This is a genomic window from Actinoplanes missouriensis 431, from assembly GCF_000284295.1.
GTDB lineage: Bacteria > Actinomycetota > Actinomycetes > Mycobacteriales > Micromonosporaceae > Actinoplanes > Actinoplanes missouriensis.
In genome coordinates this window covers 4,966,655-4,983,718 of the sequence record NC_017093.1, presented here as the reverse complement: position 1 = coordinate 4,983,718, position 17,064 = coordinate 4,966,655, and the positions used below count along the sequence as shown (strand labels likewise).

The following is a 17,064-nucleotide window of genomic DNA, read 5'->3' as shown; positions in this document are numbered from 1 at the left end:
GGCCCGTTCCGCGGGTCCGGTGACACCGGAGGTCGAGAATGCGCCGAAACAGGCTGGCTTACGTCCCGCTCGCAGTGCCGCTGTGGGCGCTCGCCGAAATCCTGGTGTTCGTGGCGGTCTCCCACGCGATCGGCGCCGGCTGGGCGGTCCTGCTGCTCGCCGTGTTCACGCTGGCCGGGTTCGCGCTGCTGCGCCGCGAGGGCATCAAGGGGTGGCGCTCCTTCCAGGAGGCGGCGCGGGAGAACCGTCCGCCCGGCGCCGAAGTGGCGAATTCGCTGGCCGGGCTCGGTGGCGCGCTGCTCCTGACGATGCCGGGCTTCCTCAGCGGGGTGATCGGCGTGTTCCTGCTCGTGCCGCCCGGGCGGGTGCTGGCACGGCGGGGCATCGAGCGGTTCGCGGAGCGCAGCCTCGGCGGGGCCGCCACGAGTGATCTGTTCGGGCCGCGGAAGGTGCGGGTGCACTCGGGCGCGCCGGTGACCGTGGTGGTCGTGGACGAGGAGCAGCAGGGTCCGGGGCGCACACCGCCGCCGGCCATCGAGGGCGAAATCATCCGCTGACGCGGGGACGCGCGGCACCCGGGTCTTCGCCCACGCCGTGGCCGTGGCCCACGCCGCGCAGGCGTGGTTGGTGGCGCTCATGCCGCGCCGCCGCGCCGCCGCGCCGCCGCGTGTCGCGTCGTGTCGCGCCGCGTCGGGCCACGCGCGGGTCGCGCTGATGTTGCGCGGCCCCCCCGTTCTTGCGGCTTTCGAGGGCTCATCGTGCTGAGGGCGCGCCACGCGTGTGCCGTGGCGATGGCGGACTGTCCATCGAGGCGATCCTGCCCCGAGCCGTAGCCAGAGCAGGTTAAAAGCCCGCTATTCCGATCTCAGCCACGGCTCGCCCGCCCGCGCCGTAGCTGAGACCGGTTAAAACGCGCCTGTTACCTGCTGGAGCTACGGCTCGGCTCGCGGGTGAGCAGATCTTGGAAATCCAGGCTCCCATGGCGGCGCGGTTCAGCGGGGTGACGGCGTGGGTCGGCGGGGTGACGGCGTGGGCCGGCGGGGTGACGGCGTGGGTCGGCGGGGTGACGAGGGCGGGGGAAGGCGTGTGGTGCGGTTCGGGGCGCTTCCGCCGTGCGCGTGCGTCGGGTGATCACCTGGACCGTGGACCTACGGCGGACGACCAGTGCCAACCAGGGCATGCGGCGGAGGGCCGGTGGTTGCCGGGGACCTGCGTCGGGCTGTCAGCGGCAGACCGGGGCCATACGTCGGAGGGCCACCCGGTAACCGGGTGGCCCTCCGACGACTGTGCTGCTGGGTGACTACCGCCCGCGGCGGGTGCGGACTTCCTGGAGCCGCTCGTTGAGGATGTCCTCGAGTTCGGCGATGGAGCGCCGCTCGAGCAGCATGTCCCAGTGCGTGCGCGGCGGCTTGGCCTTCTTCTGCTCCGGCTCGCTGCCGTCGATCAGCCGGGCGACACTGCCGTCGAACTTGCACTCCCAGGTGGTGGGCACCTCGGCGTCGACGGCGAACGGGACCTCGAACTGGTGACCCTTGACGCACAGGTACTCACGGGTCTGTCGGGGCGCCAGCTCGGTGTTACGGTCGGACTCGTAGCTGACTGCGCCAAGACGGCTGCCGCGCAGCATGCGTTCGCCCATGATCGGCTTTCCCCTCGCTCGTGGTGCTGCTCTCGTTCGTGTAACGAAAGCGACGGCCGCGGGATTCCTCCATGCGGGCATGAAGGAATATCGGCTGCCGCCGGCCACCGCCTGTATCGGCGGTGTTAACGCTATGAGCGTAACCGCCCTCAGCCCTTACCCGGCAAATCGAACCCGTGTTCCCGTGGGCCTTGGTCCACTTTGCGGCAATTTGCGTTGAGTGCAGGTAGTGCGATGTCGGTCACTCCGTCGCGTTCATCAGCAATTTACTCACTCGACGGTCACCATCGGGTGCCCACACGGTAGCGGGCTGGTAGTCAATGGCGGTCCGCTTTCGCCCATTGACAACCGTTCTGTAGCTGGTTGGTGGTGAGATATCTCGCCATCACGGTTTCTGCAACGGCAGGGCAGCCGCCGGACGTGCCGCTCCGAGCGCTGCCAGCGCCGACGCCAGATCGCTGACCTGCGACGTCAGCTGTGCCACCCGCTCCTGCGCGGCATCCGCGTCCGCCCGGGCTGACGCCAGCCGGCGTTCCAGGTCGGCCTGGTCGCGCGACGCACGCTCCGCGGCCCGTTCCAGATCTTCCCGGGTACGGGCCAGCCCGTCCCGCTCCGCCACCACTCCCGCCAGCTCCGCCTGCACGGCCGCCTCCCGGGCGAGGGCGTCCCGGGCAGCGCTCTCGAACCCGTCCCGGTCACGCTCCGCCGCCACGGCACGGGCAGCGGCGTCCTCCGCCCGAGCGAGCGCCCGTTCGGCATCGGCCCGCACCCGAGCCGTCTGCTCCGCGGCCTCGGCCCGGACCCGAGCCGTCTCCTGCTCGGCCTCGGCCCGCGCCCGGACGGTCTCCTCCTCGGCGCGCGCCGCCGCGGACCGGGCGGCGGCGAGCTCCTCCTCCGCGCGACGGGACGACGCTTCGGCCGTACGGCGGAAATCTGATGCGTCCTTGAGGGCGGCAGCCAGATCCCGTTCCGCGGCGTCGCGATGTTTCCGCACGTCGGCGAGCTCGTGCACGGCGGCGTCGCGCTCGGACTCGGCCCGTTCCCGCAGGGCTGCCGCCCCGGTCGCCGCGCGCACCGCCTCGTCCCGCGCGGTGGCCGCCTCCTCGGCGCGCCGGCCGGCCTCCTCCGCCGACCGCTGCGCCTCGGCGGCACGGTGCTGAGCCTCGTCCCGTTCCGCGGTCGCCGCCGTCGCGATCCGCTGGGCCGCCGCGGTCGCCGTCGCGGCCTGTTCGGCGTCCCGGCGGGCGTCGTCGCGCTCGGCGTGGGCGGCCGCCACCTGACGGGACGTCTCCGCGCGTACCTCGGCGACCTGACGCTCCACCCCGGCCGGCGACATCTCCGAGTGCAGCGCCTCGGTGAGCGTGCCGACCAGGGTGTCGAGGCGGTCGACGACCTCCCAGGTGCGGGCCACCGAACCGGCCAGGCCGGGCGAGGACCGGTGCCGCATCCGCACGTTGCGGGACGCCCGCTGACACTCGCCGTCGTTGTCTCGGCAGTAGCGGAACGGGCGGCCGGCGGAGGCGCGCTGCGGCACCGGGCGGCCGCAGTGCGCGCAGGGGCGGGTTTCGGTTTCGGCGTCGGGAGCAGTCATAGCGCCCCCAGCCTAAGAGGCGAAGTGGATGTTGCCACCGAGCCGCGCCGGGTCAGCGGGAGCGGGGGGAGCGCGCCAGGTATCCGTGCGGATACGGCAGCGGCTTGTCACCGGCCGCCGTCAGCCGGGCCACGCTCTTCTCGTCGAGGACCCAGCCCGCCGCGCCCAGATTGTCGTCGAGCTGCCGCACCGACCGCGCCCCGATGATCGGAGCCGTCACGCCGGGACGCTGGGACAGCCACCGGAGCGCCACCTGGGCCGGCGACCGCCCGATCTCCTCGGCCACCGCCAGGAGCGCGTCGGTGATCGACCACGTGCGGTCGTCGACGCTGTTCTCCCAGTCCCCGAGCCACGGCTGCTGGTCGCCTTCCCAGCGGGTGTCCGGCGGCGCCTGTGTCATGCCGCGCCGGTACTTGCCGGTCAGCCAGCCGCCGCGCAGCGGGGACCAGGGGAGGATGCCGGCGCCCTCGTTCCGGCAGACCGGGACGAGTTCGAGCTCGACGTCACGGTCGATCAGGTTGTAGAGGGGCTGCGCCGCGACAAACGGCTCCCAGCCCCGGAAACGCGCCACGTCGATCGACTTCTGCAGCTGCCAGGCGGCGTAGTTGCTGACGCCGAGGTGGCGTACCAGTCCGGCGCGGACCAGACCGTCGAGGGTCGACAGCGTCTCCTCGATCGGGGTGGACTCGTCGAAGCAGTGCAGCTGGTACAGGTCGATGTAGTCGGTGCCGAGCCGGCGCAGGCTGGCCTTCACCGCGGCGAGCAGGTGCTTGCGGCCGGCGCCGTGATCGTTGGGCCGGCCGCCGGTGGCCCAGAATCCCTTGGTGGCGATCACCAGGTCGTCGCGGTTCCGCTTCGCCAGCCAGCGGCCGATGATCTCCTCGGAGGCGCCGCCACCGTAGACGTCGGCGGTGTCGACGAAGTCGCCGCCCGCTTCGACGTATCGGTCCAGCAGCTGGTGGGAGGTCTGCTCGTCGGCTTCCTTGCCGAACGTCATCGTGCCCAGACAGAGTTCGCTGACCAGCAGACCGCTGGCCCCCAGATACCTGTGATCCATGCCGGCCATTCTTCAGTACGAAGAGGCCCGTCGCGCGGTACGCGACGGGCCGGCCGGGTCAGACCTTCTGCGTCTCCGTGGTCGAGGGGTGCAGCTCGGTGGTCGTCTCGGTGACGAAACGGCCGGTCTTCGCGCTGCGGTTGACCTCGTGCTCGCCGCTGCCGGAGCTGCCGCCGACCTTCTCGGTGGTCGTGCTCTCCGGGGAGCGCTGGGCGGTGCTCTCCTTGACGAAGCGGCCGGTCTTCGCGCTGCGGTTGACCTCGTGCTCGTTGCCTGCCATCAGGGGGTTCTCCTTCGTCAATAGGGGATTTGTTCTATCTGCCCCCCTGCCCGGAACCGAAACCCGCGGCGTACACCCGTACCTCCTGGGTGCCGTCGCGGTACCAGGAGTCCTTCTCGTGACGCAGGCCGATCTTCTCGGCGACCCGCTGGGACGCGATGTTGGCCGGGTCGATGATGGCGATCAGGCGACGGACACCGAGGGTCCGCACGGCGTGGTCGCGGCACGCACCCGCCGCCTCGGCGGCGTATCCGCGGCCCTGCAGTTCCGTCCGTACGTGATAGCCGACCTCCACCTCCGGTACGCCGTCGATCTCCTGCACGGTCAGGCCGCAGTCGCCGACGAACGCGCCGGTGTCCCGGTCGCGGATGGTCCAGAGGCCGAAGCCGTCCCGGCGGTACCGGGTCCGGTTCAGCTCGATCCAGGCGAGCGACTCGGCCCGGGACTTGGGGTGCGGGTAGAAGCGCATGATCTCCGGGTCGCCGAGCAGGGCGGCCATGTCGTCAAGGTCGGCGGCGGTCATCTCGGCGAAGGCGAGGCGCCCGGTGGGCTGCGGTGCGGTGGACATGGCGGGAGACTAGCGGCCGGCAAATGTGATCGTTAACAACGAACGTCCCCGCCGCGCCGATCCCGGACCGCCGATGTCATAGGTTTGACGACGGTATGCGTAGACATCGGTCCAGCCTCGGCGCCCTTCTCCACCACGTCCACGTGAGCGGGCCGCTCTCCCGCGCCGCCCTCGCCGAGCGGATGGGCGTCAACCGCAGCACGATCCTCGGGCTCACCGCGGAACTCGCCGCCGCCGGCCTGGTGCGCGAGGAACCACCATCGGGTACGACCGGAGCGGGCCGACCGTCGTTCGTGGTGCTCCCGGAGTCCCGGCGGTTCTGGGTGCTCGCCTTCGACGTGGCGGTGGACCGGCTGACCGCCGCGCGGGTCGGCCTCGGTGGCCCGGTCCTGGATCGGCGGGACGTCGCCCGCTCCCGGGCCGGCGCCGACCTCGACACGGTGGTGCGGGAGCTGGCCACGATGGGCCGGGAACTGGTCGCCGCGGCCCCCGCGGACTCGGTGGCCGCCGGTGTCGGCGCCGCCTACTGCGGGATGATCCGTCCCGGCGACGGCATGGTCCGGTACGGGCCCGAGATGGGCTGGGTCGACCAGGCGTTCGGCGCCGAGCTGGAACGCGCGCTCGGTCTCGGGCTGCCGGTGGCGGTCGGCAACGAGGCGCACCTGGGCGCCCTCGCCGAGTACGCGCGGGGCGCCGGTGCCGGCTCGCCCGACCTGATCTATCTGCACGGCGACGTCGGGGTGGGCGGCGGCATCCTGGTCGGCGGCAAGCTGCTCGGCGGCGAGAGCGGGTACGGCGCGGAGGTCGGTCACATGCTGGTCAACCCGGTCGGCGGCCGGCCGTGCCTGTGCGGTTCGGCCGGCTGCCTGGAGGCGGAGACCGGGGAGCACGCGATTCTCGCGGCGGCGGGCCGGCCCGAGCAGTCCGGCCGGGAGGCGGTGCGCGCGGTGATCCGGGACGCCGAGGCCGGTCACCTGGCCGAGGCCGCCGCGATGGCCGGGATCGGGGACTGGCTGGGCATCGGCGTCGCCAACCTGATCAACCTGTTCAATCCGGGAGTGGTGATCTTCGGCGGGGTGTTGCGAGAGGTGTACGCGGTGGCCGCCCCCGAGGTGGCGGCCCGGATCGCCCAGCACGCCATGCCCGTCTCCCGCGAGCGGGCGAAGCTGCGGCTGTCCGGGCTGGCGGACGACGCGACGCTGCTGGGGGCGGCGGACCGCGGGTTCGCGGCGCTGCTCGCCGACCCGCTACAGCATGACTTTTCGTCATAAAAGACCAAAAACGGGTTGAAACGTGACTACGGTCCGGGCGGGTGCTGATCGAGGCGACCCGGACAGGAGACACGCATGCTCACACCACGCCGGGCGGTCACCGCCGGCACCGCCGCCCTGCTGCTGGCACTGACGGCCGCCTGCGGGGACGACGAGAGCGCCACCACCGACACCACGACCGCCGCCTCCACCGCTGCCTCCGCCGCGGCCGGCTCCGGCACGAGCACCTCGACCGGCGGCACCGAGGACGTCCTCAACGCCACCACCGCGTTCCTGGCGCTGCTCGACGACACGCAGAAGACCAGCGTCCAGGGCGAGCGCACCACCGACAACCTCACGAAGTGGTCCAACCTGCCCGATCAGCTCTTCACCCGGGCCGGCCTGCGGATGGACGCGCTCTCCACCGAGCAGCAGGCGGCGGTGCTGAAGATTCTCCAGGCGGCGCTGAGCTCCGACGGGTACGCACAGGTCACCGGGATCACGACCGGGGACGGCGTGCTCAAGGCGTCCGGCGGGATGGACCTCGACTTCGGCGCCGACCACTACTGGATCCGGATCCTCGGGACACCGTCCGAATCGGAGATCTGGACCATCCAGTACGGCGGGCACCACCTGGCCGTCAACATCACGCTCAAGGGCGACGCGATGACGCTCGCCCCGACGCTCTGGGGCGCGCAGCCGGCGTCGTACACCACCTCGGGCACCACCGTGGAACCGCTCAAGGGGGAGACCGACGAGGCGTTCGCGGTGATGGACGCGCTCGACGGCGAGCAGCAGAAGGCCGCCCAGCTGGACACCGCGATCACCGAGATCGTGCTCGGCGCGCAGCAGGACGGCAAGACCCTCGCGGAGGAGGGGGTCAAGGTCTCCACCTTCAGCGAGAAGCAGAAGGAGCTGCTCATGGCGCTGATCACCGAGTGGCTCAGCACGCTCACCCCGGCGCAGGCCCAATCCAAGATCGAAGAGGCCGAGAACAACCTGGACAAGACCTGGTTCGCCTGGTCCGGCGAGACCACCGAGGGCCGGCCGATCTACTACCGGGTGCAGGGACCGTCGCTGATCATCGAGTTCGCCCACCAGCAGGGTGAGGGCGCGAACGCCGGCGGCATCACCCACATCCACTCCATCTACCGCGAGCCGGACAACGACTACGGGGCCGAACTCCGTTGATCACCAAGATCGGCGCGATCGGCCTCGCGCTCCTGGCAGCGCTGCCCGCGACCCCGGCCGAGGCGCACTCGCTCGACGAGGTGATCCAGCAGGTCTACCTCACCCCGGCCGCGACCACCCTGGACGTGCAGATCGACATCGTGGCGGGCGCGCTGGTCGCGCCGGGCTTCGCCCGGTCGCTCGACACCGACCGTGACCGCCGGCTGAGTGCCTCCGAGACCTCCGCCCACGATGTACGGGTGAAGTCCGCGCTCGCCCTGGCCACCGGCGGCGCGTCCGCCGACTTCACGCTGACCGGCTCGGACTACCCGGAGTACGACCTGCTGGCCGCCGGCGGTGGCGTGATCACGGTGCGGGCCACGGCGCCGCTGCCCGCGTCCACCGGCGCCTTCGCGGTGACCGACGGTTACGTCGCCGAGCAGAAGACCCGGATCCAGATGAGCGTGCTCGTCGCCAAGGGCGCCGGGCGCGCGGCCGGTTCGATCCGGCGCGGCCACGAGGGGCGCGCGATCGCCGTCGGCCTCACCGCCGCCGCCGCGCCACCGGTCGCCCGGTCCGATACGCCACCCCGCGAGGGTACGGGGGGAGCGATGCTGGACGCCCTGCGGGAACCGGTCGCCTCGCCGTGGGCCCTGGCGTTGCTGATCGGGGTGTGCGCGCTGCTCGGCGCCCTGCACGCGCTCACGCCGGGGCACGGCAAGGCGATGCTCGCGGCGTACCTCGTGGGTTCGCGGGGCACGCCGCGGCAGGCGGTCGCGCTCGGCGCCACGGTGACCGTGACGCACACCGGGTCGGTGCTGCTGCTCGGGGCGGCGGTGCTGGCCGCCGGGCACTACGTGATGCCGGACCTGCTGGTGCCGGGACTGAAAGTGGTCACCGGAGTGGTGGTGCTGGCACTCGGGGTGCGGGTGCTGCGGCGGCGGGTGCGGGGGGAGGGGCGCGGCCATGCGCACGGGCACTCCCACGAGCACGCCCACGGTCACGATGATGTCCATGGGGATCTCCACGGTCACGTTCACGAGGAGTTCCACGGTCACGTTCACGAGGAGTTCCACGGTCACGTTCGCGAGGAGTTCCACGGTCAGGTCCAGGGGGAACACGATCATGTCCTCGCGGATGAGGAGCAGCGCCTTCACGACGGGGAGACGGCACCCTCGCACGGGACGCTCAGCCCGTACCTGGTGAAGGAGCGGGAGAGGACCGCCCGGGTCTCCACCGCGAGCCGCCGTGAGATCGCCGCGATGGGTGCGGCGGGCGGGCTGATCCCCTGTCCCGAGGCGCTCGGCGTGCTGATCCTCGCGGTGGGCCTGCACCGGACCGCGCTGGGGCTCGCGATGATCGTCGCGTTCAGTGCCGGGCTGGGGGCGGTGCTGGTCGGGCTGGGACTGATTCTGGTCACGGCCCGGGACCGGTTCACCGATGTCCGGCCGGGTCCGCTGCTGCGCCGCCTGCCGGTAGTGTCGGCGGCTGTCGTCGTCGTGCTCGGCGTGGTGATGACGGTGAGCGGCGTGGCCGACGCGATCCGCTTCTGATCTGTTACCGCTGCTGACCTGTTCCTGATTCTGACCTGTTCCTGATTCTGATCTGTTTCTGACGTTCCCGATCCTGTGAGGTCCCGCCGTGAAGCTGCGTGAAGAACTCGTCGAGGTGCCGTCGCCGGGTGGTCCGATCCGGGCCGCGGTGATCACGCCGGTCGGTGACGGTCCGTGGCCGGGGCTGCTGCTGTACACCGACATCTTCCAGCTGACCGAGTCGACGCTGCGGACCGCGCGGCGGCTCGCGGCGGCCGGGCTCGTCGTGGTGGTGCCGGAGATCTACCCGCACGGGCCGCTCGCCGGTGTCGCCCTGGAGTTCGACGACGCCGGGAAGAAGGCCGGACTGGACGGCGCGGCGGCCACCACGACCGCGACGTTCGACGACGACAGGTGGGCGCTGCTCGACTGGATGGACGCGTACGACGACATCACGACGCTGTTCGTCACCGGGTTCTGCCTCGGCGGGCACCTGGCGTTCCGGGCCGCTTTCGATCCTCGGGTGGCGGCGACCGTGTGCTTCTACCCGACGGGCCTGCAGAACGGCGCGCTCGGCGCCGACGTGGCCGACTCGCTGTCCCGTGCCGCCGAGATCCGCGGCCGGCTGCTGATCGTTTTCGGCTCGTCCGATCCGCACGTGCCGGCCGACGCCCGGCTGCGGATCATCGGGGAGCTCTACGCGGCCGGCCTGGACGATGTGGAGCTGCACGTCTACCGGGGCGGGGAGCACGCGTTCATGCGCGACGTCGGGCCGCGGCACGACCCGGCGCTGACCGATCTGGCCATCGCCGAGGCGGTCTCGTTCTTCACCGGGCGTAGCTAGCGGGGGTTTCCCGCCGGCCCGGCCGAGCAGCCGGCCTAGGGCACCTTGCAGATGCGCCGGAGCATGGTGTCCAGCGCCGTCTTGTCGTCCTCGTCGACGCCGACCGTGCCGGCCAGCGGCTCCCGGCCGTCCAGGGCGACGTGCACCGGGAACTCGAACGGCTTCTTCACCTCGGCGAACGCGTGCAGGTCGCAGCGCAGCGGAGTGACCACGATCGGGATCGCGGCGGCCGGTCGCGCGGCGCTGACCTCGGCCGTGCCGCCGCGCGGGAAGGCGAGCCGGTAGAGGACGTTGCCGTCGAGCTCGGTGATCCGGACGGTCCCGACGGCGGCGCTCGTGCGGGTGATCTCCAGGCTGCCGCGGACTCCGTCCGGGCCGAGGTCCTGCCACGGGCCGAACGCCAGCGTCACGCTGTCCCGGACCCGCTGGGCCGCGCAGTCGGCGGCGAGCAGCTTGTCGAGCAGCGGGTTCGGGTGCGGCAGGTCGAGCGTCACCCGCTGCCAGTCCGCGGTGCCCTCCGGCCGGGCGGTGACGACCACCCGGGACGCGGCGGCCTCGGCCGGGTTGCATCCGCCCGCGCCGAACGGCACCGGCACGTCGACGCGGAGCCCGCCGACCGGCAGCAGCGCGTCGGTGTCCACCCCGGACTCGCCCTCGAACGACGGCAGATCCGGCTCGACGCGACTCACCCGTACCGGTGTGGCGCCGTTGTTGTGCAGGGCGATCGCCAGCTGCCGGTTGACCTCGTGGACGCGCCACTGCTCGGCGGTGACGCTGATGCTCACCGGCCGGCCGGCCGGGGCGGCTGCCGTCGGGTCAGGCGTCCCGGCCGCCGGGGTCCGGGTGCACCCGGCCGCCGTCCCGGCGCACGCCGCCAGCAGGAGACTGATCGCCAGAAGGGATACCGGCCGCATCCCCGGGACTGTAGCCGGGATTCTCCGCGCGGCGCAGTCCTCGAACGGCCGGAATCAGCAGCAGCGTCACGCAGCCCAGCACGCCGACGACCACCGAGGTGCCGAGCACCCGTTCCGGACCGGCCACGCCGGCGACCGGGCCGGCCAGGGCCTGACCGATCGGCAGGCTGCCGTCGGAGCCGAGCACCTCGTAGGACGTGACCCGGTTCAGCGCGCTCAGCGGCACCTGGGTCTGCACACTGGTCTGCCACTGGACCGACCAGAACGCCCACACGCACCCGTTGACCACGGCCGCCGCCAGCAGGATCGGAAGCGTGACGTGCAGCGCGATGGCGAGCGGGAGCAGCACGTATCCCAGCATCGCGACCGCGCCGGCCGCCAGCGGCCGGCGCGGTGGGAAGCGCAGCGCGACCAGGCCGCCGACGATCGCGCCGGCGCCGACGGCGGACTGCGTCCAGCCGTACGCGGGGGCGCCGAGCTCGTCGCTGACCAGCACCGCGCCGAGCGGGATGAGCGGGCCGAAGAGGAAGACGCCGAAGACGATCCAGACGCCGATGACGCTCCACAGCCAGGTGCGGGAGCGGAACTCATGCCAGCCGTCGCGCAGGTCCCGCAGCGGCGACGTGGCGGTGTTCTTGATCTTGGCGATCCGCAGGCTCATCAGGCAGGCGGCGCTGATCGCGAACGTGGCGGCGTCGACCGCGTACACCGGCCCGGCCCCGAAGAACGCGAACAGCACACCGGCCGCCGCCGGCCCGAGCAGCTCGGCGACCGCGCTCGCCGTCCGGATCGCGGCGTTCGCCCGGTGCGGGTCGGTCGCCACCTGCGGCACGATCCCGTTCACGCCGGGCTGGAACATCGCGGCGGCCGTGCCGCTGATCGCCGAGCAGGCGACGAGCAGCCCGAGGGCGGGCGTGCCGGTGAAGAACGCGACGGCGACGACGGACTGGGCCACCGTCCGCACGACGTCGGCGGTCAGCATCAGCGGGCGGGCCCCGAGCCGGTCCGCGAACACGCCGCCGAAGAGGATGAAGCCGAGGAACGGGACCATCCAGGAGGCGAGCACGACGCCGACCCCGGTGGCGCCGTAGACCTGCCCGACGGCGAGCGCGGCCGCAACGGTCAGCATGGCGTCGCCGAAGACCGAGACCGACCGGGCGACGAAGTACCGGATGAAGTCAGCGGTCCACAGCATGCCCCGATCCTGCCCGCCCGGAAACAACCTTTACAGCCCTGGCTGTTCCGAGGGTTGGAGGGCGTGGCCCGCGCGCGGACATCATCGGTGAGCGCGCCGGGACGGACCGGCCGCGCCGGGACTCAGACGGCGCCCTGGGGCTCAGCGGCCGCGCTGGGGCTCAGCCGGCGCGGCGCACCGCTTTGCCGGTCAAGTCCCGGACCAGGTCCTCCGAGCCACCGAGGTTCTCCCAGCCCACGTCGGCGACCACCACGAGCATGTCGCCGCTGCGCGCCACTCCGGCGAACTGGCTGACCGTGGCCGGCTCCTCGTCGGCATAGCTGAACCGTTCGTCGATCCGCACCAGCACCGACTCGTCACCGGCGATCCCGTTGCCGATCACCGACCACCGCCGCTGCCCCTCGCCGAGACCACCCGGGCACCGATCGAGGGCGGCCCGGATGTCCGCGAACTGCTCCGCCGCCCCACCCCGCCCGGCGAACTCGGTGACGATCGTCGGGACGGTGCCCTCGTCGGACCGCACCAGGTAGCGCATCGCCACCGCGTCGGTCCGCAACCGATCACTCGGATAGGGCTCGTCGCCGCACGGGCGCAGCGGCCGGACATGGGCGAAATCGCCCTCCGGCAGCTTCTCCGGCTTCGCGCCACCCACGTCCGCGGGCTGCAGCAGCGCGCTCGCCGGGATCCCCGGGCTCGCGCCCGCCGGGGCCGCCGATGGCGCCGCGCCCGCCGGGCCGGCCGATGGCGACACTCCCGGCGCCCCACCCGGTGACGCCCCGCCCGGCGCTGACACGCCGGATGACGCCGGCTCGCCCGACGACGGCCCGGCGGCGGAACCCGCGTCCGAACCGCACCCGGCCAATGCTCCGCACAGCAGCCCCGCCGCGGCGGCACGACGAATTCTCATGGGCTCTCTCTTACCCAGCCGCGAGCACCTCCCGCAGTCTCGCCGCGAACTCCGCCGGCTTCCCGGCGTAACCGTGGTCACCGCCCAGGAACCCGCCGTGATGGCTGGGGAAGACCGCCGGCTCCTGGCCGAGCAGCGCCGCCACCCCCGACGCGGACCGGGCCGTGTAGGTCCCCGCCGACTCCTCGCCGACCGCGACCACGATCCGGCTCCCCGCCGCCGCCAGCGCGGCCGCGTCGGGCCGGTAGTCGGTGATCGCCCAGGAACGCGTCGACAGCAGCGGATCGTCCCGGCTGCCGTCGTCGCCGGTGGGCATGCCGAACGCCGCCGGGTCGGGCGCGGGCTGGGCGAAGTAATCGTCGGTGAACTCGCCCCGCCACGACGTCATCTGCATGAACGCCGCCATGCCTGCGCCGAGACCGCCTTTCTGGTACGCCTCGTGGAACCCGGCCCGGGCCCGCACGGCGGCCTCCGCGTCGGGCAGCGCCGCGTTGACCGGCGGCTCGTGCGCGACGAGTGTGGCGACGTCGCCGCCGTGGGTGGCGACCAGCTCGAGCGCAGTGACCGCGCCGCCGCTGCTGGCGAAGACGTCGACCGGGCCGGCGCCGAGAGAGGTGATCAGCGCGTGCAGGTCGGCCGCCTGATCCTGCGGGGTGTGGTCGGTCCGGCCGTCCTTGCGGGCGCTGCGGCCGAGCCCGCGCGGGTCGTAGGTGACCACGGTGCGGTCGGTGAAGTGGGCGGCGAGGTCGGCGAAACCCTCCGCCGTCATCGGCTGCCCGATCATGAGCAGGAGTGGCCGGCCGCCGGCGGGCGGGAGCGGCCCGCGGACGTCGTAGACGATGTCAGCGTCGGGTGTCGCCAGCGTGCGTGTCTGCGGCTGCGTCATGGGCCCGAGCCTACGACCGGGGTACGACCTTTTCCCCGAGCGCGAACAGATCCACCAGTCCGGTGATCGCCAGCACCTGGTAAACGTGGTCGTGGACCCGGCCGATCTCCAGATCGCAGCCGAAGTCGCCGGCGTCGCGGCGGCAATGGAGCAGGGTGCGGATGCCCGCCGAGTCGAGGAAGGTCACCTCGGCGAGGTCCAGGCTGATGAGCCGGGGCCGGGCGCGGTGCAGGGTCTCCTCCACGGCGCGCCGCACGCGTTCGCAGGAGTCGCGATCGATCTCGCCGGCCGCGGCGACGACGATGGTCTGCGGGGAAGAGGTGTCGGACCGGACCTCGACCGTGAGGGATGTCCCGTCCAGGAAAGTGTCAGCTGCCATGATGTGGCCTTCGGTCATGGGGGGGCGTCGTCATCGTGCTGATCGCCCACGTCGATGGGCGATGCCGAGAAAGAGACCCCTGTCGCGCCGAGGCCGGAAACCCGACGTGTGCCGTATCGCAACTAGTTTACCCCTGCCGCCGAACCAGCCCCATCAATTCTCGGATCCGGCGTTTCACCGGTTCCGGGCATGGGTAGCCACCCCGCCGCGCCGCCACCGGCGGTCCAGGCGAAAGGACGCACCCCCGATGACGTCGACGATCACCGCCGGTCGTGTGATGACCGGCGCCACCGCGCCGGCGGCGCTGTCCGTCGCGGTTGCCGAGGAGTTCCTGCTGCTCGATCCGGTCAGCGGCCGCAACGCCGCTCCGCGCGAGCGGGCCGGCACCGGCTGGTGCGCCGACCTGCGCCAGATCCGCGCGGGCCTGGGCGGCCTGCGCGAGGCCGCAGCCGAGGCCGCGGAGGCGTCCGGCGTCCGGCTGGTCGCGATCGGTGCCACCCCGGTCGGCGAAACCGGTCCGGCGGGCACGGTCTGCGGCCTGCACGTGAGCGTGGAGGCGCCGGACCGGGAGATCGCCGCACAGGTGCCCGGCCATCTGCGGGTCTGGCTCCCGGTGATCCGGGCTCTCGCGGTCAACTCGCCGCTGTTCGGCGGCGCCGACACCGGGCACAGCAGCTGGCGGTCGGTGCAGACCCGGCACGGTTCCGGCCTGACCACGGATGGGCGCGTCGTGACCGTCGGCGTCGCCGACGTCTGCACCGATCTCGACGACGCGGTCCTGGTGACGGCTCTGATCCGGGCCGCCGTGGCGACGACGGTGAGCGACATCCTGGACCGGCGCCCGGCTCCGGAAGTCCCGGACGAGGCGGTCGCCGCCGCGCATCGCGGCGCCGCCCGGGACGGACTTGCGGGCGAGCTTCTCGACCTGCGCCTGGACCGGGCACGGCCGGCATGGGAGCTGGTCGACGAGTTCTTCGCGACGGTCAGCCCGGCGCTGCTCTTCAGCGGCGACCTGGATCTGGTCGTCGGCGGCCTGGCCCGGCTGCGGCACACCGGGGACGGCGCCGCCCGCCAGCGCCGGATCCTGACCGGCACCGGCGACGTGCGAGCGGTGCTGGCCGCGCTCGCGGCCTGGACCAGGACGTTCTGACGACCGGCATCATCAGGCCGCTGCGAGGCCCGGCATCACCCGGCCGCTCCGGCGCCCGCGATCACCCGGCCGCTCCGGCGCCCGCGATCACCCGGCCGCTCCGGCGCCCGCGATCACCCGCCCGTGGGCGCGGTCCCGCAGCAGCGGCGCTGCCCACACGAGCGCCAGCGCCACCGACAGCGTCACGGCATGGACACCGGCACCCGCGTACAGCAGCGCCCCGATCCAGGTCGCCACGATCAGGGTCCGCATGCTCTGACTCAGCCTCATGCCGACCCGCATTCCCCGAGCCCCGGCCCGCCGGGGCCGAGCACCGTCCCCACCGGGCCACCCCCAGCCGGGATCACCCCCGGTAGCGCGGCAGCAGCACCTCCATGGCCAGCCCCGCCGGGGCCAGCTTCCGGCTGCGAACCGACCCGCCGAGACCGCCGAGCAGCTGCCGTACCACCCACAGTCCCAGGCCACGCTCGCCGGGCGGCGCGCTCCGCCGCCGCAACGCCGTCCGCAGCTGCGGCGTGGGCCCACCGGCGTCCGCGACGGTGAGCCGCAGCCGCCACGGCCGGGCCTGCACGGCGAGCCGTACCGGGCCGGATCCGTGCCGCACCGCGTTGCCGACCAGATTGATCAGGATCTGCTGGGTGTGTCCCGGATGGACCGGCCAGCGCAGGGCGGCCCGCCCGGCCGAGATCCGCACCGTCCCGGCCGGCGCCGTCGCGGCGACCGCGGGCAGGATCCGGGCGAGCGGGACGGGCTCGACGGCGCTGCCGTTCCGTCCCCCGACGGTCTCCGAGGCCTGCCCGAGGATCGCCTCGGCATAGGCGACGTGCTCGGCGGCGAGCCGGGTGAGCTCGGCCCGGCGCGGCTCGGAGGGCGCCTTCTCCAGGGCCTGCACCAGCCCGGCGAGGGTCGCCATCGGCGGGCGCAGCTCGTGGCACACACTGCGGATGAGCAGCATGCCCGGGTCCGGCCGGGCCTGCCGGGGAATCAGACGCATGACTGGCTCCGGTCGGGGCAAGCGATCGCCATGAGAACGACGATCCGGGTGGCGATCATCGACGACCACGATCTCTTCGTACGGGGAATGGAACTGCTCCTGCCCGAGGTGAGCAACGGCCGCGCCACGGTCGTGGCGAGCACCGGGGACGCCGCGTACGCGGCCGGCATCGTCCGCAACACGGTCCCCGATCTGGTCCTCGTCGACCTGCACATGCCGCCGCCCGGCGGGCTCCACGCCATCGACGCGGTCCGCCGGGCCGCCCCGCGCTCACCGGTGATCGCGATGTCCGGTGACGACGATCCGGCGGTCGTCCTGGCGGCGCTGCGCACCGGCGCGTCCGGTTTCCTGCCGAAGAGCAGCACCGCGGCCGACCTGCTGGCGCCCCTGCTGGCCGCGCACCAGGGGTGGGCGGTGCTGCCGCCGCGGCTGCTCGCCGCCCTGGTCGAGAAGGACCAGCGGCGATCGGCGCCGGCGGCCACCGAGTCGCTCGGCCCGGACGACCGCACGCTGCTGCGGCTGATCGCGAACGGCTCGTCCACCGCGGAGATCGCGACGCGGCTGCACGTCTCCGAACGTACCGTGAAGCGCCTGACCGCCACGCTCCTGCGCAAGTTGCGGGTCTCCAGCCGCGAAGCGGCTGCCGCGCTGGCCGGCAGCGCCGGTCTGCTGTGAGTCGGCATGCGGGGCCGGATTCCCCGATCGAGG

Annotated in this window: 19 protein-coding genes; 7 read left to right on the top strand and 12 right to left on the bottom strand. The window is 72.9% G+C overall.

What is annotated here, in order from left to right; translation table 11 throughout:
* The first annotated feature begins 38 nt into the window (after positions 1–38).
* A complete protein-coding gene (locus tag AMIS_RS23365; protein ID WP_014444862.1) occupies positions 39–557 on the top strand; it encodes an FxsA family protein in 519 nt (172 codons plus the stop codon).
* 743 nt (positions 558–1,300) lie between these two features.
* Here the strand turns inward: AMIS_RS23365 and AMIS_RS23360 are convergent.
* The 5 genes from AMIS_RS23360 to AMIS_RS23340 all read right to left on the bottom strand — a co-directional run bounded on the left by AMIS_RS23360 (position 1,301) and on the right by AMIS_RS23340 (position 5,135).
* Positions 1,301–1,639 carry an RNA polymerase-binding protein RbpA gene (locus AMIS_RS23360; RefSeq protein ID WP_014444861.1) on the bottom strand — a complete coding sequence of 113 codons (339 nt, stop codon included), beginning with the start codon at positions 1,637–1,639 and terminating at the stop codon, positions 1,301–1,303.
* Positions 1,640–2,024: 385 nt separating this feature from the next.
* A complete protein-coding gene (locus AMIS_RS23355; protein ID WP_014444860.1) occupies positions 2,025–3,230 on the bottom strand; it encodes a coiled-coil domain-containing protein in 1,206 nt (401 codons plus the stop codon).
* A 52-nt stretch (positions 3,231–3,282) separates the two neighbouring features.
* Positions 3,283–4,287 (bottom strand): aldo/keto reductase, encoded by a 1,005-nt coding sequence (locus AMIS_RS23350; protein WP_014444859.1) that lies wholly within the window; start codon positions 4,285–4,287, stop codon positions 3,283–3,285.
* A gap of 58 nt (positions 4,288–4,345) precedes the next feature.
* Positions 4,346–4,567 carry a hypothetical protein gene (locus AMIS_RS23345; RefSeq protein WP_014444858.1) on the bottom strand — a complete coding sequence of 74 codons (222 nt, stop codon included), beginning with the start codon at positions 4,565–4,567 and terminating at the stop codon, positions 4,346–4,348.
* A gap of 34 nt (positions 4,568–4,601) precedes the next feature.
* The gene (locus tag AMIS_RS23340) at positions 4,602–5,135 is read right to left on the bottom strand and encodes a GNAT family N-acetyltransferase (protein WP_014444857.1); all 534 of its coding nucleotides are present in this window, start codon (positions 5,133–5,135) and stop codon (positions 4,602–4,604) included.
* 95 nt (positions 5,136–5,230) lie between these two features.
* Here AMIS_RS23340 and AMIS_RS23335 point away from each other — a divergent pair, with 95 nt between their 5' ends.
* The 4 genes from AMIS_RS23335 (at position 5,231) to AMIS_RS23315 (ending at position 9,931) form a co-directional block, all read left to right on the top strand.
* Entirely contained in the window at positions 5,231–6,406 is a 1,176-nt protein-coding gene (locus AMIS_RS23335; protein ID WP_014444856.1) for an ROK family transcriptional regulator, read from the top strand.
* Positions 6,407–6,481: 75 nt separating this feature from the next.
* A complete protein-coding gene (locus tag AMIS_RS23330; RefSeq protein ID WP_014444855.1) occupies positions 6,482–7,576 on the top strand; it encodes a DUF3500 domain-containing protein in 1,095 nt (364 codons plus the stop codon).
* Entirely contained in the window at positions 7,573–9,108 is a 1,536-nt protein-coding gene (locus AMIS_RS40760) for a sulfite exporter TauE/SafE family protein (RefSeq protein WP_014444854.1), read from the top strand. The genes AMIS_RS23330 and AMIS_RS40760 overlap by 4 nt, the downstream gene beginning before the upstream one ends.
* Positions 9,109–9,196: 88 nt before the next feature.
* Positions 9,197–9,931: a dienelactone hydrolase family protein gene (locus AMIS_RS23315; RefSeq protein WP_014444853.1), complete on the top strand. Its 735-nt coding sequence runs from the start codon at positions 9,197–9,199 to the stop codon at positions 9,929–9,931.
* A gap of 35 nt (positions 9,932–9,966) precedes the next feature.
* On the opposite strand, the gene AMIS_RS23310 is transcribed toward AMIS_RS23315, so the two are convergent.
* The 5 genes from AMIS_RS23310 to AMIS_RS23290 form a co-directional block, all read right to left on the bottom strand.
* Positions 9,967–10,845 carry a hypothetical protein gene (locus AMIS_RS23310; protein ID WP_041830004.1) on the bottom strand — a complete coding sequence of 293 codons (879 nt, stop codon included), beginning with the start codon at positions 10,843–10,845 and terminating at the stop codon, positions 9,967–9,969.
* Positions 10,748–12,040, bottom strand: a complete 1,293-nt coding sequence (locus AMIS_RS23305; protein WP_014444851.1) for an MFS transporter — start codon at positions 12,038–12,040, stop codon at positions 10,748–10,750. Before AMIS_RS23305 ends, AMIS_RS23310 begins: the two co-directional genes overlap by 98 nt.
* A gap of 160 nt (positions 12,041–12,200) precedes the next feature.
* A complete protein-coding gene (locus AMIS_RS23300) occupies positions 12,201–12,947 on the bottom strand; it encodes a hypothetical protein (protein ID WP_157434999.1) in 747 nt (248 codons plus the stop codon).
* A gap of 10 nt (positions 12,948–12,957) precedes the next feature.
* Positions 12,958–13,833: an alpha/beta fold hydrolase gene (locus AMIS_RS23295; protein ID WP_014444849.1), complete on the bottom strand. Its 876-nt coding sequence runs from the start codon at positions 13,831–13,833 to the stop codon at positions 12,958–12,960.
* Positions 13,834–13,843: 10 nt separating this feature from the next.
* Positions 13,844–14,212, bottom strand: a complete 369-nt coding sequence (locus AMIS_RS23290) for an STAS domain-containing protein (RefSeq protein WP_172666616.1) — start codon at positions 14,210–14,212, stop codon at positions 13,844–13,846.
* A gap of 247 nt (positions 14,213–14,459) precedes the next feature.
* Between AMIS_RS23290 and AMIS_RS23285 the strand changes: the two genes are divergently transcribed.
* A complete protein-coding gene (locus AMIS_RS23285) occupies positions 14,460–15,362 on the top strand; it encodes a carboxylate-amine ligase (RefSeq protein WP_014444847.1) in 903 nt (300 codons plus the stop codon).
* 87 nt (positions 15,363–15,449) lie between these two features.
* Here AMIS_RS23285 and AMIS_RS42905 read toward each other — a convergent pair whose 3' ends face one another.
* Complete coding sequence (locus AMIS_RS42905) at positions 15,450–15,614, bottom strand: hypothetical protein (protein ID WP_157434997.1); 165 nt, start codon at positions 15,612–15,614, stop codon at positions 15,450–15,452.
* 91 nt (positions 15,615–15,705) lie between these two features.
* Complete coding sequence (locus AMIS_RS23280) at positions 15,706–16,356, bottom strand: sensor histidine kinase (RefSeq protein WP_231859066.1); 651 nt, start codon at positions 16,354–16,356, stop codon at positions 15,706–15,708.
* Between the two features lie 30 nt (positions 16,357–16,386).
* On the opposite strand from AMIS_RS23280, the gene AMIS_RS23275 reads away from it, so the two are divergent.
* Entirely contained in the window at positions 16,387–17,031 is a 645-nt protein-coding gene (locus AMIS_RS23275; protein ID WP_014444844.1) for a response regulator transcription factor, read from the top strand.
* Positions 17,032–17,064: the final 33 nt, after the last annotated feature.